General features: G+C 73.2%; 15 protein-coding genes. 8 read left to right on the forward strand and 7 right to left on the reverse strand.

From position 1 onward, the window contains the following. Positions 1-138: 138 nt before the first annotated feature. Together ACF06X_RS06345 and ACF06X_RS06350 are read right to left on the reverse strand one after the other, a co-directional pair. Positions 139-399 carry a hypothetical protein gene (locus ACF06X_RS06345; RefSeq protein WP_392286057.1) on the reverse strand — a complete coding sequence of 87 codons (261 nt, stop codon included), beginning with the start codon at positions 397-399 and terminating at the stop codon, positions 139-141. Positions 400-416: 17 nt separating this feature from the next. Further along, entirely contained in the window at positions 417-1,439 is a 1,023-nt protein-coding gene (locus ACF06X_RS06350; RefSeq protein WP_392286058.1) for a LacI family DNA-binding transcriptional regulator, read from the reverse strand. Positions 1,440-1,605: 166 nt separating this feature from the next. Between ACF06X_RS06350 and ACF06X_RS06355 the strand changes: the two genes are divergently transcribed. From ACF06X_RS06355 to ACF06X_RS06370, 4 genes are all read left to right on the forward strand, one after another. Continuing rightward, positions 1,606-2,889 (forward strand): MFS transporter, encoded by a 1,284-nt coding sequence (locus ACF06X_RS06355; protein WP_392286059.1) that lies wholly within the window; start codon positions 1,606-1,608, stop codon positions 2,887-2,889. 32 nt (positions 2,890-2,921) lie between these two features. Then, a complete protein-coding gene (locus ACF06X_RS06360) occupies positions 2,922-3,629 on the forward strand; it encodes an alpha/beta fold hydrolase (RefSeq protein ID WP_392286060.1) in 708 nt (235 codons plus the stop codon). Positions 3,630-3,637: 8 nt separating this feature from the next. Next, the gene (locus tag ACF06X_RS06365; RefSeq protein ID WP_392286869.1) at positions 3,638-3,862 is read left to right on the forward strand and encodes a hypothetical protein; all 225 of its coding nucleotides are present in this window, start codon (positions 3,638-3,640) and stop codon (positions 3,860-3,862) included. Positions 3,863-3,943: 81 nt separating this feature from the next. Then, entirely contained in the window at positions 3,944-5,380 is a 1,437-nt protein-coding gene (locus tag ACF06X_RS06370; protein ID WP_392286061.1) for a flotillin family protein, read from the forward strand. A gap of 159 nt (positions 5,381-5,539) precedes the next feature. On the opposite strand, the gene ACF06X_RS06375 is transcribed toward ACF06X_RS06370, so the two are convergent. From ACF06X_RS06375 to ACF06X_RS06385, 3 genes are all read right to left on the reverse strand, one after another. Beyond that, the gene (locus ACF06X_RS06375; protein WP_392286062.1) at positions 5,540-5,710 is read right to left on the reverse strand and encodes a hypothetical protein; all 171 of its coding nucleotides are present in this window, start codon (positions 5,708-5,710) and stop codon (positions 5,540-5,542) included. Between the two features lie 79 nt (positions 5,711-5,789). Next, positions 5,790-6,959, reverse strand: a complete 1,170-nt coding sequence (locus ACF06X_RS06380; RefSeq protein WP_392286063.1) for a glycosyl hydrolase family 18 protein — start codon at positions 6,957-6,959, stop codon at positions 5,790-5,792. A gap of 126 nt (positions 6,960-7,085) precedes the next feature. Further along, positions 7,086-7,910 carry a TIGR02452 family protein gene (locus tag ACF06X_RS06385; RefSeq protein WP_392286064.1) on the reverse strand — a complete coding sequence of 275 codons (825 nt, stop codon included), beginning with the start codon at positions 7,908-7,910 and terminating at the stop codon, positions 7,086-7,088. A 132-nt stretch (positions 7,911-8,042) separates the two neighbouring features. On the opposite strand from ACF06X_RS06385, the gene egtA reads away from it, so the two are divergent. The 4 genes from egtA to egtD are packed head-to-tail and all read left to right on the forward strand — an operon-like array spanning position 8,043 to position 12,383. Continuing rightward, positions 8,043-9,338 (forward strand): ergothioneine biosynthesis glutamate--cysteine ligase EgtA, encoded by a 1,296-nt coding sequence (egtA, locus tag ACF06X_RS06390; RefSeq protein WP_392286065.1) that lies wholly within the window; start codon positions 8,043-8,045, stop codon positions 9,336-9,338. Then, positions 9,335-10,654 (forward strand): ergothioneine biosynthesis protein EgtB, encoded by a 1,320-nt coding sequence (egtB, locus tag ACF06X_RS06395; RefSeq protein WP_392286066.1) that lies wholly within the window; start codon positions 9,335-9,337, stop codon positions 10,652-10,654. Before egtA ends, egtB begins: the two co-directional genes overlap by 4 nt. Further along, positions 10,654-11,421 (forward strand): ergothioneine biosynthesis protein EgtC, encoded by a 768-nt coding sequence (gene egtC / locus ACF06X_RS06400; protein ID WP_392286067.1) that lies wholly within the window; start codon positions 10,654-10,656, stop codon positions 11,419-11,421. Before egtB ends, egtC begins: the two co-directional genes overlap by 1 nt. After that, positions 11,418-12,383 carry an L-histidine N(alpha)-methyltransferase gene (egtD, locus tag ACF06X_RS06405; RefSeq protein ID WP_392286068.1) on the forward strand — a complete coding sequence of 322 codons (966 nt, stop codon included), beginning with the start codon at positions 11,418-11,420 and terminating at the stop codon, positions 12,381-12,383. Before egtC ends, egtD begins: the two co-directional genes overlap by 4 nt. Here egtD and ACF06X_RS06410 read toward each other — a convergent pair. Together ACF06X_RS06410 and ACF06X_RS06415 are read right to left on the reverse strand one after the other, a co-directional pair. Further along, positions 12,278-13,168, reverse strand: a complete 891-nt coding sequence (locus ACF06X_RS06410) for a lysophospholipid acyltransferase family protein (protein ID WP_392286069.1) — start codon at positions 13,166-13,168, stop codon at positions 12,278-12,280. The two genes, egtD and ACF06X_RS06410, sit on opposite strands and share 106 nt — an antisense overlap. Continuing rightward, positions 13,165-14,106 (reverse strand): GNAT family N-acetyltransferase, encoded by a 942-nt coding sequence (locus ACF06X_RS06415; protein WP_392286070.1) that lies wholly within the window; start codon positions 14,104-14,106, stop codon positions 13,165-13,167. The genes ACF06X_RS06410 and ACF06X_RS06415 overlap by 4 nt, the downstream gene beginning before the upstream one ends. Positions 14,107-14,168: the final 62 nt, after the last annotated feature.

The raw sequence follows: 14,168 nt of genomic DNA on the forward strand, positions 1-14,168 counted from the left end.
TTCGAACGAAGGTGTTCGCCTGGTGAATAATCCTTCGGTATCGTGCGTCGCCGAGTCTCCGCCCGGCGCGCGCTTCCTGTCAACGGCCCGGGGAGCGATGGATGGTGAGTACAGCCGACGAGGCCGGCCGACGCGGGCTCAGTCCCGGCGGATCAGCGCCGTGAGGCCGTAGTCCAGCTCACGGCCGTCGACCAGGAGCGCCTCGACCGTGCGGGTCTCGGGGTCGATGTCGGCGACGATGCCGTGGCCTTCGTAGCGCGGATAGCCCGACGCCCCCTGTCGGCCCGTGGCCTCGACCACCGCGGACCGTACCGCCGTGTCCTCCACGGAGGCGCCGCCACGGTCCTCGACGTGCTGGGGGACCAGCAGGATCTCGAAACGCTGGGGAACTCTGCTCATGCTTCGACGCTAAGCGCTCAGCTGGACTCGCGCCGGACGACTCGCGAGGCCAGCAGATCGCGTTCCTCCGGTACGGACTCCGGGTCGCGCACCGCGTTGTCGACCAGCTCCGCGAGGTGGCGGCCGATCACCATGTCGATCCGGACCGTGCTCAGCCGGGGCCGCAGCAGCCGTCCGAGCAGCAGATCGTCCGAGCCGACGACCGCCGTCTCCTCGGGGACGGAGATCCCCGCGTCCTGCAGGGCCCGCATGAGCAGCATCGCGTACTCGTCGTTGTACGCGAAGACGGCGTCGAGGCCGAGTGCGCGCCAGCGTCCGGCCAGCTCGTTCGCCGAATCCTCCTCGTAGCGCAGGGGCAGCGGTACGACGGTGGCGCCGGTCCCCGCGACCGCCTGCCGGGCGCCCGCGAGGCGGGGTTCGGCGAACATCTCCAGGCCCGGCTCCTCGGGGACGACCACGCCGATCCGGCGCCGTCCCACCGCGGCCAGGTGCTCGGCGGCGACCCGGCCCACCCTCCCCTGGTCCATGACCAGGGCGTGCGCGCCCTCCACGCGCTCCGAGCCGATGGTGATCACGGCCTTGGCGCCGGAGCGCTTGAGGATCTCCACGCCTTGCGGGGTCAGCTGGACGTGACCGAGGGAGACCACCGCGACCGGGCGCAGTTCCGCCCAGGCGCGGGCCGCCTCGTCCGCCTCCAGGCCGAGGCTGCCGTACTGCACCACGGTGTAGTCGAGCCTGCGCAGCGCCCACTGGAGTTCGTTGAAGAACTGGCTGTAGAGCGGGCCGATCGGCACATGGGCCGTGGGCAGGAGGACCATCCGGCTGTGGCCGGCGCGCAGGCTGCGGGCGGCGGCGTGCGGGACGTACCCCAGCTCCTCGGCCGCCTCCCGGACGCGCCGACGGGTCGGCTCGCTGATCCGTACGGCCGCGGTGTTGTTGAGCACGTACGACACGGTGGCCCTGGACACGCCCGCGAGCCGCGCGACATCGGCGCTGGTCGGTACGGGACGTTCGGCGGACTGTTCGGTTGGCTTCCTCATCGCTCCGGCATCTTTCCAGACCGATCCCGCCCAGGGTCTGGCGGATGGCCTGAAGTGAATGCTACACAGTGTTGACGCGTGTCACTGACACGTGTCAACTCTCGGCTTTCCCCTTCCCCTTCCCGCTCTCGCCCCCGCATCGGGCGATCTCCCTCAGGAGGGCAATGTGGCCCTTTCCTCCTCCCCGACCGGTGCCGGCACCGGTGCGGGCACCGGTCCCGGTTCCCGCCCCGGATCCGGCTCTTCCCCGACCGGCCGGCCGCCGACCCGTGGGCTGCTGCCCCTGCTGCTCACCGGCAACACGGCGATGTACGCGCTGTACGTCGGCGTTCCCGGCATGCTCCTCGCGCTCCAGATCGAGGACATCGACCCCGCCGACAAAGTGGCCAACTTCGGCCTGGTGTCCGGCGTCTCCGCCATCTTCGCGACCGTCTTCAACCCGGTGGCCGGCGCGCTCTCGGACCGCTCGGGGCGCCGCAACCCGTGGATCCTCACGGGCGGCCTGCTGGCGATACCGGTGATGTTCCTGCTCGGCAGCGTCCACACGATCCTGCTGGTCATGATCGCCTGGTGTCTGGGCCAGGCCGTCATGAACATCTACCAGGCCGCCATCACCTCGGTCGTGCCCGACCGGGTCCCGACGGCCTCGCGCGGCAAGGCCTCGGCGGCCGTCGGCCTCGGCCTGCCCATCGGCTCCGTCATCGGCGCCCTGCTGGGCGCGGCCTTCTCGGAGAACTACCGCACCGGCTATCTCGTCTTCGGCGTGATCGTCGCGGCCGCCGCCGTGCTCTTCACCGCCTGCGCCCGTGAGGAACGGATGCCCGCCAAGGCGCCGCTGCCGGTCAGGACCCAGATCGCCGCCTTCGGCAGCGCGCTCAAGGACCACGACTTCCGCTGGGCGTTCATCGGCCGCGCGCTGCTGGTGCTCGGCTACTTCGCGGTCGCCGGCTTCCAGCTGTACATCCTCAAGGACCACACGGAGCTGCCGGCCGGGCTCGCGGCCGAGGAGGCGGTGGCGATCCTGATGCCCCTGAACGCGGTCGCGATGGTGGTCTCGACCGTGCTCGGCGGCTGGCTCTCCGACCGCTACGACCGCCGCAAGCTCTTCGTCGGCGCCTCCGCCGCGCTCGCCGCCGTCGCGCTGGTCGTCCCGGCCGTCTCGACCAGCTGGACCGCGATGCTCGTCTTCTCCGTCCTCAACGGCCTCGGCTTCGGCTGCTACATGGCCGTGGACACGGCGCTGGTCACCATGGTCCTGCCGAAGGCAGAGGACGCGGCCCGCGACATGGGGGTGCTCAACGTCGCCAACGCCGGGCCGCAGATCGTAGCCCCCTTCGTCGCCTCGCTCGTCGTCTCGGCGAGTGGCGGATACACGGCCCTGTTCGTGGTCGCGGCCGTACTGTCGGTCCTCGGGGCGCTCGCCGTGCGCCCGATCCGTACCGTGCGCTGAGCAAGCGGCGCCCCTTCCCGAAAGGCATCACCGTGCGGCTGCACACCACCACCTGGGGATCCGGTGACCGGGTCGCGCTGCTGATCCACGGGATCATGGCCGACCACCGCACCTGGCGGCGGGTCGGGCCGGCCCTGGCCGAGCGCGGCTACCGGGTGATCGCCGTGGACCTGCGCGGCCACGGCGCCAGCGGCCGCGCCGAGGGCCCCGCGGGGTACACCCCGCGGGACTACGCCGACGATCTGGTCGAAACCCTGCCGTCCGGGGCCGAGTTGGCCGTCGGGCACTCCCTCGGCGGTCTGACCCTGGCCGCCGCGGTGGAGCGGCTCGCACCGCGCCGGGTGGTCTACTCGGACCCGGCCTGGCACCTGCCGGCCGGGGAGAACGGCTACCGCCCCGAGTTCTTCTCGCGGGCGAAGCTCCTCACCCGCGAGCACATCCGGAGCTTCAACCCCCGCTGGGCGGAGGACGATCTCGACATCGAGATCGAGACGGTCCGGCTGTGGGACGAGCGGACGGCCCACGGTCTGGTGGAGTTCGCCGGGCGGGACATGTGGCCGGTCGCGCCGCTGGTCCCCTCGCTGATCACCCTCGCCGACCCGAGCATGCTGGTCTCCCCCGAGGACGCCCGGATGCTCGAGAAGCGCGGTTTCACGCTCCGTACGGTCGTCGGCGCCGGACACACCATCCACCGGGACGACTTCGACGGGTTCATGACCGCGCTGGAGGGCTGGATCTGACGTACCTTCTGTTCATGGACGACGTCTCGATGGTGGGATTGCTCGGCCGGGTGACCGGCACCGTCGGGCCGGGTCTCGTCGGCGAGGTCATCGTCCGGATCCGCGGCGGGGCCGAGCACTTCCTCGCGTATCCCGCCGCCGCGAAGGACCGGATCGAACCCGGAACGGTCGTGATGGTCGTGGAACATCTCCCTCCACGCACCGTCTATGTCACAGCCGCGTACGACGGCTGACCGATCCATTGAGCACCGGGCGCGCTGGGCGCACACTCCCTTCACCGGGTCCGCACGGCTCCGGTGAAGGGGGAGCTGCCCATGGGCATCGCCATCCTGGCGGGCGGCGCGATCGGCGCCGTCGTCGTACTCATCGCACTGTTCAAACTGATGTGGCGCGTCGCGGAACCCAATGAAGCACTGATCATCTCCGGCTCGAACCACAAGATGGAGGGGCTCGGCGAAGGCATGGGCTTCCGGATCGTCACCGGGCGCGGCACCCTCGTGCTGCCGGGCGTCCAGGCGGTACGGAAGCTGTCGCTCGACCTCAACGAGACCCAGCTGCAGGTCGAGTGCGTCACCCACCAGGGCATTCCGCTCAAGGTCCGCGGTGTGGTGATCTTCAAGGTCGGCGACGACTTCGTGTCGATCGCCAACGCGGCACGCCGCTTCCTCGACCAGCAGAAGCTGATGTCGGAGCGCGTGCACATCGTCTTCGCCGGTCATCTGCGCGCCATCGTGGGCGGGTTGACGGTCGAGGACATGATCCGTGACCGGGAGAAGCTGACCGGGCAGGCGCGTTCGGCCTGCGGCACGGAGATGGAGAAGCTCGGCCTGATCGTCGACTCGCTGCAGATCCACGAGATCGAGGACCCGACGGGGTACATCAAGAACCTGGCCGCGCCGCACGCGGCGGCCGTCCAGCGGGACGCCCGGATCGCGCAGGCGGAGGCCAACCGGCGCGCGACCGAGGCCGAACAGCAGGCGGCGGCCCGGATGTCGGAGGCCACCCGGGACAGCGAGATCCTGCAGGCCGGCTACCAGGCCGAGCGGGACCAGGCGTCCGCGAAGGCCCGGCAGGCGGGTCCGCTGGCGGAGGCCGGGGCACGTCAGGAGGTCGTCGTCCAGGAGACCCGGGTCGCCGAGCTTGAGGCGCACCGCAAGGAGCAGCAGCTTCAGGCGGAGGTCCGCAAGCCCGCGGACGCCAAGGCGTACGAGACCCGCACGCGGGCCGACGCGGAGCGTGACGCACGGATCTCGGCGGCGCAGGCCGAGGCGAAGGAGACCGAGCTGGCGAGCGCCGCGCGGGCGACGGCGACCCGGTTGACCGGCGAGGCGGAGGCGGCGGCCCAGCAGGCGAAGGGGTTGGCGATCGCCGAGGCGACCCGGGCCAAGGGGCTCGCGGAGGCGGAGGCGATCAAGGCGCGTGCGGCGGCGCTGGCCGAGAACCAGGAGGCCGTGGTGGCGCAGCAGTTGGCCGAGCGGTGGCCGGAGATCGTCGAGGCGGGCGCGTCCGCCTTCGGCAACGTGGACCAGATGGTGCTGCTGAACGGCGCCGACGGCATGGCGGAGATGTTCGCCAAGGCGCTGACCATGGGAGGGACCGGGCTCGGTCTCGCCCGGCAGTTGCTGTCGACGATGAATCCGGGTGCGGCCGGCCCGTTGGGCGGGCCGCCGGCCGGGCCGCCCGCGGTGAGCGGTGCCGCTCCGCCCGCTCCCCGGACGGAGAAGATCACGATCGGCGACGACGAGGAGTAGCGCGGCGCCGCCCGTGGGCGTGCGGCCGGGGCCCGGCGCCGTGTGGTGCGTCGGGCCCTGGTGGCGTCGGGCCCTGGTGGCGTCGGGCCCTGGTGGCGTCGGGCTCCGGTGGCGTCGGGCTCCCGTCACGGGCGGGAGCCCGGTGGGGTCGGCCGGTGGTCAGTTGTGGCCGAACCTGCGCTCCTTCTTCTGCGAGGACTGCGGCAGGAGCGGGCGTGGGGGCTCGCCCACGGCCGGCCTGCCGGCCTGTTCCTTCGCCGTCGCCGCGGTCTTGTGCTCATGGCCGCCCGTGCGGGCGCCGTGGTTCACCCGAGTCTGTTTCCTGCCCACGATCGTGCCTCCTGTAGCGGATCGGACACTGGGACACTGGGCCGTCTTCAGCCTCGCACGCGGGTACGAACGGCGCATGTCAGGCGCGGGGCGCGCCCTGGGCGAGGACCGGCCAGAGCGCCGGGTCCTCGAAGTTCAGCGCCCACAGCGCGGTGTGGACGACACCGTACCGGCGCAGTACGGGCAGATGGCCGGCGACGCCGCGGGCGTCCTGGTACCAGACCTCACGGGTGCGGTCCCCGTCGCGGTAGGTGAAGTGCGGGGTGCTGGAGGCGGGGTCGAGCCGGTACGGGATGTGGTGCGCCCGGCGCAGCGCCTCGGCCTCCTTCCAGGTGACGTGCGCGGCGCCGGTGCCGTCGGCGTCGCGGGTGCGGGTGTCGACGGGAGCGGCACCGGTGCCGGTAGTGGTGCGGGTGCCGGCGGGAGGAGTGTCCTCACTGGTGCGGGCGGCGGCGGGGGGCCAGTCCCAGCCGTAGGCGGGCAGGCCGACCTCGATCCGCTCGGGCGGGACCAGCGCCGTGGCGGTGCGCAGCATCTCGTCGTACCACCGGGGAGTGGACAGCGGGCCGGGGGCTCCACCCGCCCAGTGCAGGTTGTACCCCATGATCCGCACCCGGTCGGCGACCTTCCCGAAGGTGGCGTAGTCCCAGACGCGGCCGGTGGTCGCGGTCTTCGGCATGACGGTGACGACGCAGGTCTTGTCGAGCGCGTGCAGGCGGGCGCAGACGTCCGTGACCAGGGCCGCGTATCCGTCCCGTACGGCCGCGTACGTGGCGTCGCCGGTGGTCGCGAGGGATTCGTAGTCCAGGTCGAGCCCGTCGTAGTCGCGGCTGACGGCCGTGGCGAGGAGGGCGTCCGCGTGGACGGCGCGCCGGGTCGGGTCTGTGACGACGGCGGCGAGGGCTCCCGGGGGCAGGGTCTCCATGACGGTGGGCACGACGTCGATACCGGCCCGATGGAGGCCGTCGATGACGAGCCGCTCGCCCGCGCCGGGGTGCGGGTCGATCCGGTCGGCGGCTTTCGTCTCGTACCAGAACGGGCTGACGGTGTGCAGCTGGTCGGCGTGGCGCAGGGCGTTCTGGTAGGCGGCCTCCTGGTCCCAGTAGGGCAGCCAGGCGGAGACGGTGCGCCGGGGCGGCGGCTCCTCGCTGGCGGCGGCCGGCTGGGCGGCGCCCCACAGGAGCGCGGGCAGGAGCGCGAGCAGCGCGGTCAGGACGACGGTGGTACGTGAGGGTGTCGCGGGGGCCATGGCCCGAGCCTCGTGGACCGGCCGGCGGCGCGCTCGGCGGACTGGGCCATCCAGCCGCTTACGGCCGGCCCGCGCCCGCCCCGCACCCGCCGCCCGCCCAGCGCTGCCCCCGCCCGGCGCCGCTCCTTACGCGTCCGCGAAGACCCGGCGGAACGCGCCCAGGGTCGTCGCGGCCGCCGTCCGGTCGAGGATCGCGAAGACGGTCTCGTCGAAGTGGCCCGCGAAGCGGCCTCCGTCCGTGAGCAGTGTCCGGAAGGCGGTCGCGACCTCGGCCGGGTCGTTCTGGAAGACGCCGCAGCCCCAGGCCCCGAGGACGAGCCGCCGGTAGCCGCCCGCCACGGCCGTCTCCAGGACCCGTTCGGCGCGTGCGGCGAGGACGGCCGGGATCCGGTGGGCGAGCCGCGGGGTCTGCCGGCGGACGACCCCCGCGTTGGGCGCGGGCGAGGTGAGGAAGCCGACCGTGAACGGCTCGTCCAGGAGCTCGCCGCGGTCGTCGCGGAAGACCGGCACGCCGGGTGAGTGGATCACCCGGTCCGTGTAGAAGGCGTCCCGCTCGGCCCGGTGGTGGGCGTAGTACTCCGGCACGCGCAGCAGGGTGGTGTAGAGGGCGGAGGCCCGGCAGAGCGCCTCCTCCTGGGCCTGGGCGCCGTTGAGATAGCCGCCGCCGGGGTTGCGGGCGGAGGCGAAGCTGAGGACCGCGACCGGGGCCGCGTCGGCCCGGACGAGCCTGCGGGCGGCGACGAGACTGCTCTCGTCGGTGACCTCCACGGCGGTGGCGCGGTCGGTGTCCGGGGTCACCTCAACGGGTTCGGGTCCATGGAGCCGGGTGCCTTCCAGCGCCGCCGTCAGCTCCGCCTCGATGGACACCGTCCGGCCGCCGGGGGCCCGGTAGCGGCCCGCCTCGACGATGTCCTCGGTCTGCTTCGCGATCCCCCGCAGTCGTGCGCTCATGCCCGCAAGCTTGATCGACTTCGTTCCTCCGGGGCAACGGGATATTCACCGCGGGGCCGATGGGGCGGTCTTGCACGCCCGTCGGCGGTGGCTTTAGGTGGAAACAGCGCCTTCCAGGACTGGAGGAACCGAATGTCGTCGAGCGGCATACCGTCGAACGGCCCGCCCCGCACCGAGGGGCGCCGTCCTACCGAGAGCCGGCGTCTCACCGAGGACGAGGCCGAGGATCTGCTGCGATGTATCTGCTTCAAGACGGGCCCGCCCCGCACCGTCGGGGTGGAGGTGGAATGGCTCGTCCACGAGCTGCGTGACCCGCGGCTCCGCGTCCCACCGCACCGACTGGCCACGGCCGTCGACACCGTACGGGCACTGCCGTTGGCCTCGGCACTGACCTTCGAACCCGGCGGACAGCTGGAGCTCAGCTCGCCGCCCGCCGCCTCCCTCATGGAGTGCCTCGACACCGTCGCGGCCGACCTCCGCGCCGTACGGGGCGCCCTCGGCCGGATCGGACTCTCCCTCAGCGGCTACGGCGTCGACCCGTGGCAGGCGCCGCGCGGACGGGTGTTGCACGAGCCCCGTTACGAAGCGATGGAGGCCTTCCTCGACCGCACCGGACCCGCCGGCCGGGCCATGATGCGCGACTCCGCCTCGGTGCAGGTCTGTCTGGACGCCGGCGAGGAGGAGCCGGGTCCGCTCGGCTACCACCGGCGCTGGCAGCTGGCCCATCTGCTGGGCGCGGTCCTGGTGGCCGCGTTCGCCAACTCCCCTCTCCACGGCGGTCGTCGGACCGGTTGGCGCTCCACCCGGCAGGCGCTGTGGACCGATCTCGACCCCGCACGGGCGCTCGCCCCCCTGTCGGACGGCGAGCCGCGCGCGGCCTGGGCGGCGCACGTGCTCGACGCCCCGGTGATGTGCGTACGCGGTGACGAGGCACCGTGGGAGGTACCGGAGGGGCTGACGTTCCGGGAGTGGCTGCGCACCGGGCGGCCCCGGCCGGCCGGCGAGGACGATCTGCGCTACCACCTGACGACCCTCTTCCCGCCGGTGCGGCCGCGCGGGCATCTGGAGCTGCGGATGATCGACGCACAGCCGGGGGCCGACGGCTGGATCGTGCCGGTGGCCGTGACCACCGCTCTGTTCGAGGACCCGGAGGCGGCCGAGACCGTTTATCGGGCGGTCAAACCCCTTGCCGAGCGGGCCGGTTCGTCGGCGGCGCCCCGTAATCCGCTCTGGCGGGCCGCGGCGCGCGACGCGCTGTCGGACCCGGATCTGCATGCCGCCGCCCTGGTGGCGTTCCCGGCCGCTCTGGAGGCGCTCCCCCGGATCGGGGCGAGCGGCGCCGTCCTGCGGGCGGTGGCCGCCTTCCACGAGCGGCACGTGATCCCCGGAGGCTGTCCGGCGGACGATTTCCAGGAGGTGGCGTCATGACCGTGACCGATCCCGCGGCCCTGCGGCAGCGGGCGCTGACCGCTCTCACCACCGCGCGGGAGCGCACCGGGCTGCTCACCTCCTGCGTGGAGGACGACGAACTCACCGCGCAGCACTCGCCGTTGATGTCCCCGCTGGTGTGGGACCTGGCGCATATCGGCAACCAGGAGGAGCAGTGGCTGTGGCGGGCCGTCGCCGGACGCGACGCCCTGCGCCCGGAGATCGACTCCATCTACGACGCCTTCGAGCACCCGCGTGCCACCCGTCCGACCCTGCCGCTGCTGCCGCCGGCCGAGGCGCGCGCCTACGCGTCCGACGTACGGGGACGGGTCCTGGACGTGCTGGAGCGCACCCCGCTGGAGGGCCGACCGCTGGTCGAGGCGGCATTCGCCTTCGGGATGATCGCCCAGCACGAACAGCAGCACGACGAGACCATGCTGATCACCCATCAGCTGCGCACCGGACCGGCGGCGCTGACCGCTCCCCCGCCCCCTCCCCCGGCGACGGAGACCGGCGCCCTTCCGGCCGAAGTCCTGGTCCCCGGCGGGCCGTTCACCATGGGCACCTCCGACGAGGCCTGGGCGCTGGACAACGAACGCCCGGCGCACACCCGGGTCGTTCCGGCGTTCTTCATCGACACCGTGCCCGTCACCAACGGCGCCTACATGGCCTTCGTCGCGGACGGCGGCTACACGGACGAGCGGTGGTGGCAGGCGGAGGGCTGGGCCCAGATCCGGCGGCACGACATCGGCGCCCCGCTGTTCTGGCACCGCTCGGGCGGACAGTGGCTGCGCCGCCGGTTCGGGGTGACGGAACCGGTGCCCGAGGACGAGCCCGTGGTGCATGTGAGCTGGTACGAGGCCGACGCCTACGCCCGCTGGGCCGGACGCAGGCTGCCCACGGAGGCCGAGTGGGAGAAGGCGGCCCGCCACGATCCGGCGACCGGACGCTCCCGCCGCTATCCCTGGGGCGACGCCGACCCCGCGCCCGTACACGCCAATCTCGGCCAGCGGCATCTGGGACCGGCCGCCGCCGGAAGCTATCCCGAGGGTGCCTCGCCGCTCGGCGTACGGCAGTTGATCGGGGACGTGTGGGAGTGGACGTCGAGTGACTTCCTGCCGTATCCGGGGTTCATCGCCTTCCCGTACAAGGAGTATTCGCAAGTCTTCTTCGGTCCGGCGCACAAGGTGCTGCGGGGCGGGTCGTTCGCCGTCGACGCGGTGGCCTGCCGGGGCACGTTCCGCAACTGGGACCTTCCGGTGCGCCGCCAGATCTTCTCCGGTTTCCGGACGGCTCGGAACGCGGAGCCGGTCTGATGTGCCGCCATGTCGCCTACCTCGGCGAACCCGTGACCGTCGGGGAGTTGGTGATCGGGCCGGTGCACGCCCTGTACCGGCAGGCGTGGGAGCCGCGCACGCAGGTCAGCGGTGTGGTGAACGCGGACGGGTTCGGCGTGGGCTGGTACGCCGACGGTGATCCGGTCCCGGCCCGCTACCGCCGGGCCGTCCCCATCTGGGCCGACCCGTCCCTCACCGACCTCGCGCGGGTGGTGCGCACCCGCGCCCTGCTCGCCGCCGTCCGGGGCGCCACTCTGCCCGGCGCCGACGGGGAGGCGGCGGCGGCCCCGTTCTCCGCCGGGCCGTGGCTCTTCAGCCACAACGGCGCGGTCGACGGCTGGCCCGACTCGATGGCCGCCCTGGCCGCCGTACTGCCGCCCGAGGAGTGGCTGCGGATCGAGGCGCGGACGGACTCCGCGCTGCTGTGGGCGCTCGTGCTGCACCGGCTGCGCGCCGGGGACCCGCCGGGGCGGGCGCTCACCGACACCGTACGGGAGGCCGCCGGCGCGGCCCCCGCCTCCCGCCTGAACCTGCTCCTCACCGACGGCTCGCACATCACCGCGACGGCCTGGGGCAACTCCCTCTGGTACCTGACCGGGCCCGACCGGAGCGGCGCGCCGCGCACGGTCGTGGCCTCCGAACCGTACGACGACGATCCGCTCTGGCGCGAGGTGCCGGACCGCACACTGCTGTCCGCCACGCGCGCCGACGTCACCCTGACCCCGCTCAAGGAGCCCTCCGCGTGAGCCCCTTCCAGCTGACCCGCACCCTCCCCGAGGACGCCACCGACGCCGATCTGCGCGCCGACGTGCTCCACGGGCTGACCCGCAGCCCCAAGGAGCTGCCGCCGAAGTGGTTCTACGACGCGCGCGGCAGTGAACTGTTCGAGGAGATCACCCGGCTCCCCGAGTACTACCCGACCCGCGCCGAGCGGGAGATCCTGATCGACCGGGCGCCCGAGATCGCCGCGGCGACCGGGGCCCGGACTCTGGTGGAGCTGGGTTCCGGCTCCTCGGAGAAGACCCGGTTCCTGATCGAGGCGCTGCTGCCCCGTCTCGACAGCTACGTGCCGGTGGACGTGAGCGAGAGCGCGCTGACCGGGGCGGCCGAGGCGCTCCTCGCCGAGCGGCCCTCGCTCCATCTGCACGCGCTGGTCGCCGACTTCACCCGGGGCCTCGCGCTGCCCGGCACGCCGGGGCCGCGTCTGGTGGCGTTCCTCGGGGGCACGATCGGCAATCTGCTGCCCCGTGAGCGCCAGGTGTTCCTGCGCTCGGTGCGGGCGATGCTGGCGCCGGGCGACGCGCTGTTGCTCGGCACGGACCTGGTGAAGGACGAGGCGACGCTGGTCGCCGCGTACGACGACGACGCCGGGGTGACGGCCGCGTTCAACAAGAACGTGCTGGCGGTGATCGCGCGGGAGTTGGGCGCGGACGCGCGGCCGGAGGACTTCGACCATGTGGCGGTGTGGGACCGGGAGCGGGAGTGGATCGAGATGCGGCTGCGGGCCCGCCACGCACTCACCGTGAAGATCCCCGAACTGGATCTGGTGGTGCCCTTCGAAGCGGGTGAGGAGGTACGGACGGAGGTGTCGGCGAAGTTCCGTCAGGCGGGTGTACGGGACGAGCTGACGGCGGCGGGGCTGGATCTGACCCACTGGTGGACGGACGAGAAGGGGCGGTTCGCGCTGTCGCTGGCGACCGCGCGCTGAGCGGCCCGGGCCAGGGAGCGGCGGTCCGGATATTGGACGATGGATATCGGATCCAGTATCCGGACTTCCGCCGTCAGTCCACCGGCCGCCGCGATCCGCCACAGCGAGGCGCCGAGCGGATCGTCGCCCACGAAGGCGGCGGGCCCGGTGGGCCGGTACTCCAGCCGTACGGGCTGCACGGCGGCGGAGGCGTCCAGAGCGGCCTGGAAGGCGGCGGGGCGGAACGTGCCACCGGCCCGCCCGCACCAGGTGGACCCCTCGGGGAAGACGATCACCCGGCCGCCACCGGTGAGGGCTTCGGTCATCGCGCGGATCAGGTCGGGCAGGGCCCGTAGCCGGTCGCGGTCGATGAAGAGAGTGCCGCCGAGGGCGGCGAGCGTGCCGAGGACGGGCCAGGCCCGCACCTCCCGCTTGGCGAGCATGCGGCCGGGCAGGACGGCGGCGACGAGCGGGATGTCGAGCCAGGAGATGTGGTTGGCGACGACGAGGAGCGGGCCGGCGGGGGTGACCGGGGCGGCGCCGGTGATCCGCAGGCGGACGCCGAAGGCCCGGATCACCGCGCGGCACCAGCGTCGGACGAGGGCTCGCCTGGCGGCGGCCGGCAGCGGGGCGGTCAGGGGGGCGAGCAGCAGCCCGGCGAGGACGACGCCCACGCCGGCGACGAGCCGGGCCACGGCGAGGAGAGGACGGACGGTGGCGGAGCCGGGGCCCGGATGCGGGGCGCACCGGCCCGGAGTGCAGGGCGCCGTGGGCAGCCACGGCGAAACGGTCCGGGCCCCGTTCACCGCGGTGCGAGGGAGAGGAAGTGGCGCAGGTAGCGGGGGTTGGTGTTACGCAGCGACAGCAGGACGTAGAGGTCGGCGACCCCGAAGTCCATGTCGTGGGCGGGCGCTCCGCAGACCCAGGCGCCGAGCCGCAGGTAGCCGCGCAGCAGCGGGGGAAGCTCGGTGCGACCCATGGGGCGGGTGGGTCGGGTGATGCCGTCGGGGGTCCAGAGCTTGTGCGGGGTGACCCAGTACTCCTCGGGCGCGAGGTGCCTGGTCCTGACGGTGTCCCAGGTGGCGGCGGCGAGCGTGCCGCCGTCGGCGAGCGGTATCGAGCAGCAGCCCGCCAGCCAGTTGTGGCCGGTGCGGGTCATGTAGCGGGCGAGTCCGGCCCAGATGAGGGCGATGACGGCGCCGTTGCGGTGGGCGGGGTGGACGCAGGAGCGGCCGACCTCGACGAGGTCGTCGCGGACGGGGGCGAGCCGGCCGAGGTCGAACTCGCTCTCGGAGTAGAGGCGTCCGGCGATCCGGGCGCGCTCCGGCGGCAGGACCCGGTAGGTGCCGACGACCTCGCCGGTGGCCTCCTCACGTACGAGCAGGTGGTCGCAGTACGCGTCGAAGGCGTCGATGTCCAGGCCGGGCTCGGGCCCGTCGAGGCGGGCGCCCATCTCCCCCACGAAGACCTGGTGCCGAAGCCGCTGGGCGGCGCGGACGTCCTCCTGGTCGCGGGCGAGACCGACGACGTAGCGGGGCTGCGGCTCGACGGGAGCGGCGGCCTGGGCCGGGGCGGCGGCGGGAACGGGGAGACCGGCCGGAACGGGTACGGCGGGTGCGGTGGTGACGGGGGACGCGACGGCGGGTGCGGGTGCGACGGCGACTGCGACTGCGGGTGCGGGTGCGACGGCGACTGCGACTGCGGGTGCAGGTGCGACGGCGACTGCGGGCGACGGTGCGGGCATGTCGGGCTCCTCCGGTGCACGGAAGGGGGACGGTGAGGGCCGGGCCGCGTGAGCGGTGGCCC

This window comes from Streptomyces sp. NPDC015346, from assembly GCF_043078785.1.
Classification (GTDB): domain Bacteria; phylum Actinomycetota; class Actinomycetes; order Streptomycetales; family Streptomycetaceae; genus Streptomyces.

Coding starts and splice junctions, on each gene's coding strand:
- ACF06X_RS06345 (WP_392286057.1), bottom strand. CDS start 399: ATGAGCAGAGTTCCCCAGCGTTTCGAGATCCTGCTGGTCCCCCAGCAC.
- ACF06X_RS06350 (WP_392286058.1), bottom strand. CDS start 1,439: ATGAGGAAGCCAACCGAACAGTCCGCCGAACGTCCCGTACCGACCAGC.
- ACF06X_RS06370 (WP_392286061.1), top strand. CDS start 3,944: ATGGGCATCGCCATCCTGGCGGGCGGCGCGATCGGCGCCGTCGTCGTA.
- ACF06X_RS06380 (WP_392286063.1), bottom strand. CDS start 6,959: ATGGCCCCCGCGACACCCTCACGTACCACCGTCGTCCTGACCGCGCTG.
- ACF06X_RS06385 (WP_392286064.1), bottom strand. CDS start 7,910: ATGAGCGCACGACTGCGGGGGATCGCGAAGCAGACCGAGGACATCGTC.
- egtA (WP_392286065.1), top strand. CDS start 8,043: ATGTCGTCGAGCGGCATACCGTCGAACGGCCCGCCCCGCACCGAGGGG.
- egtB (WP_392286066.1), top strand. CDS start 9,335: ATGACCGTGACCGATCCCGCGGCCCTGCGGCAGCGGGCGCTGACCGCT.
- egtC (WP_392286067.1), top strand. CDS start 10,654: ATGTGCCGCCATGTCGCCTACCTCGGCGAACCCGTGACCGTCGGGGAG.
- ACF06X_RS06415 (WP_392286070.1), bottom strand. CDS start 14,106: ATGCCCGCACCGTCGCCCGCAGTCGCCGTCGCACCTGCACCCGCAGTC.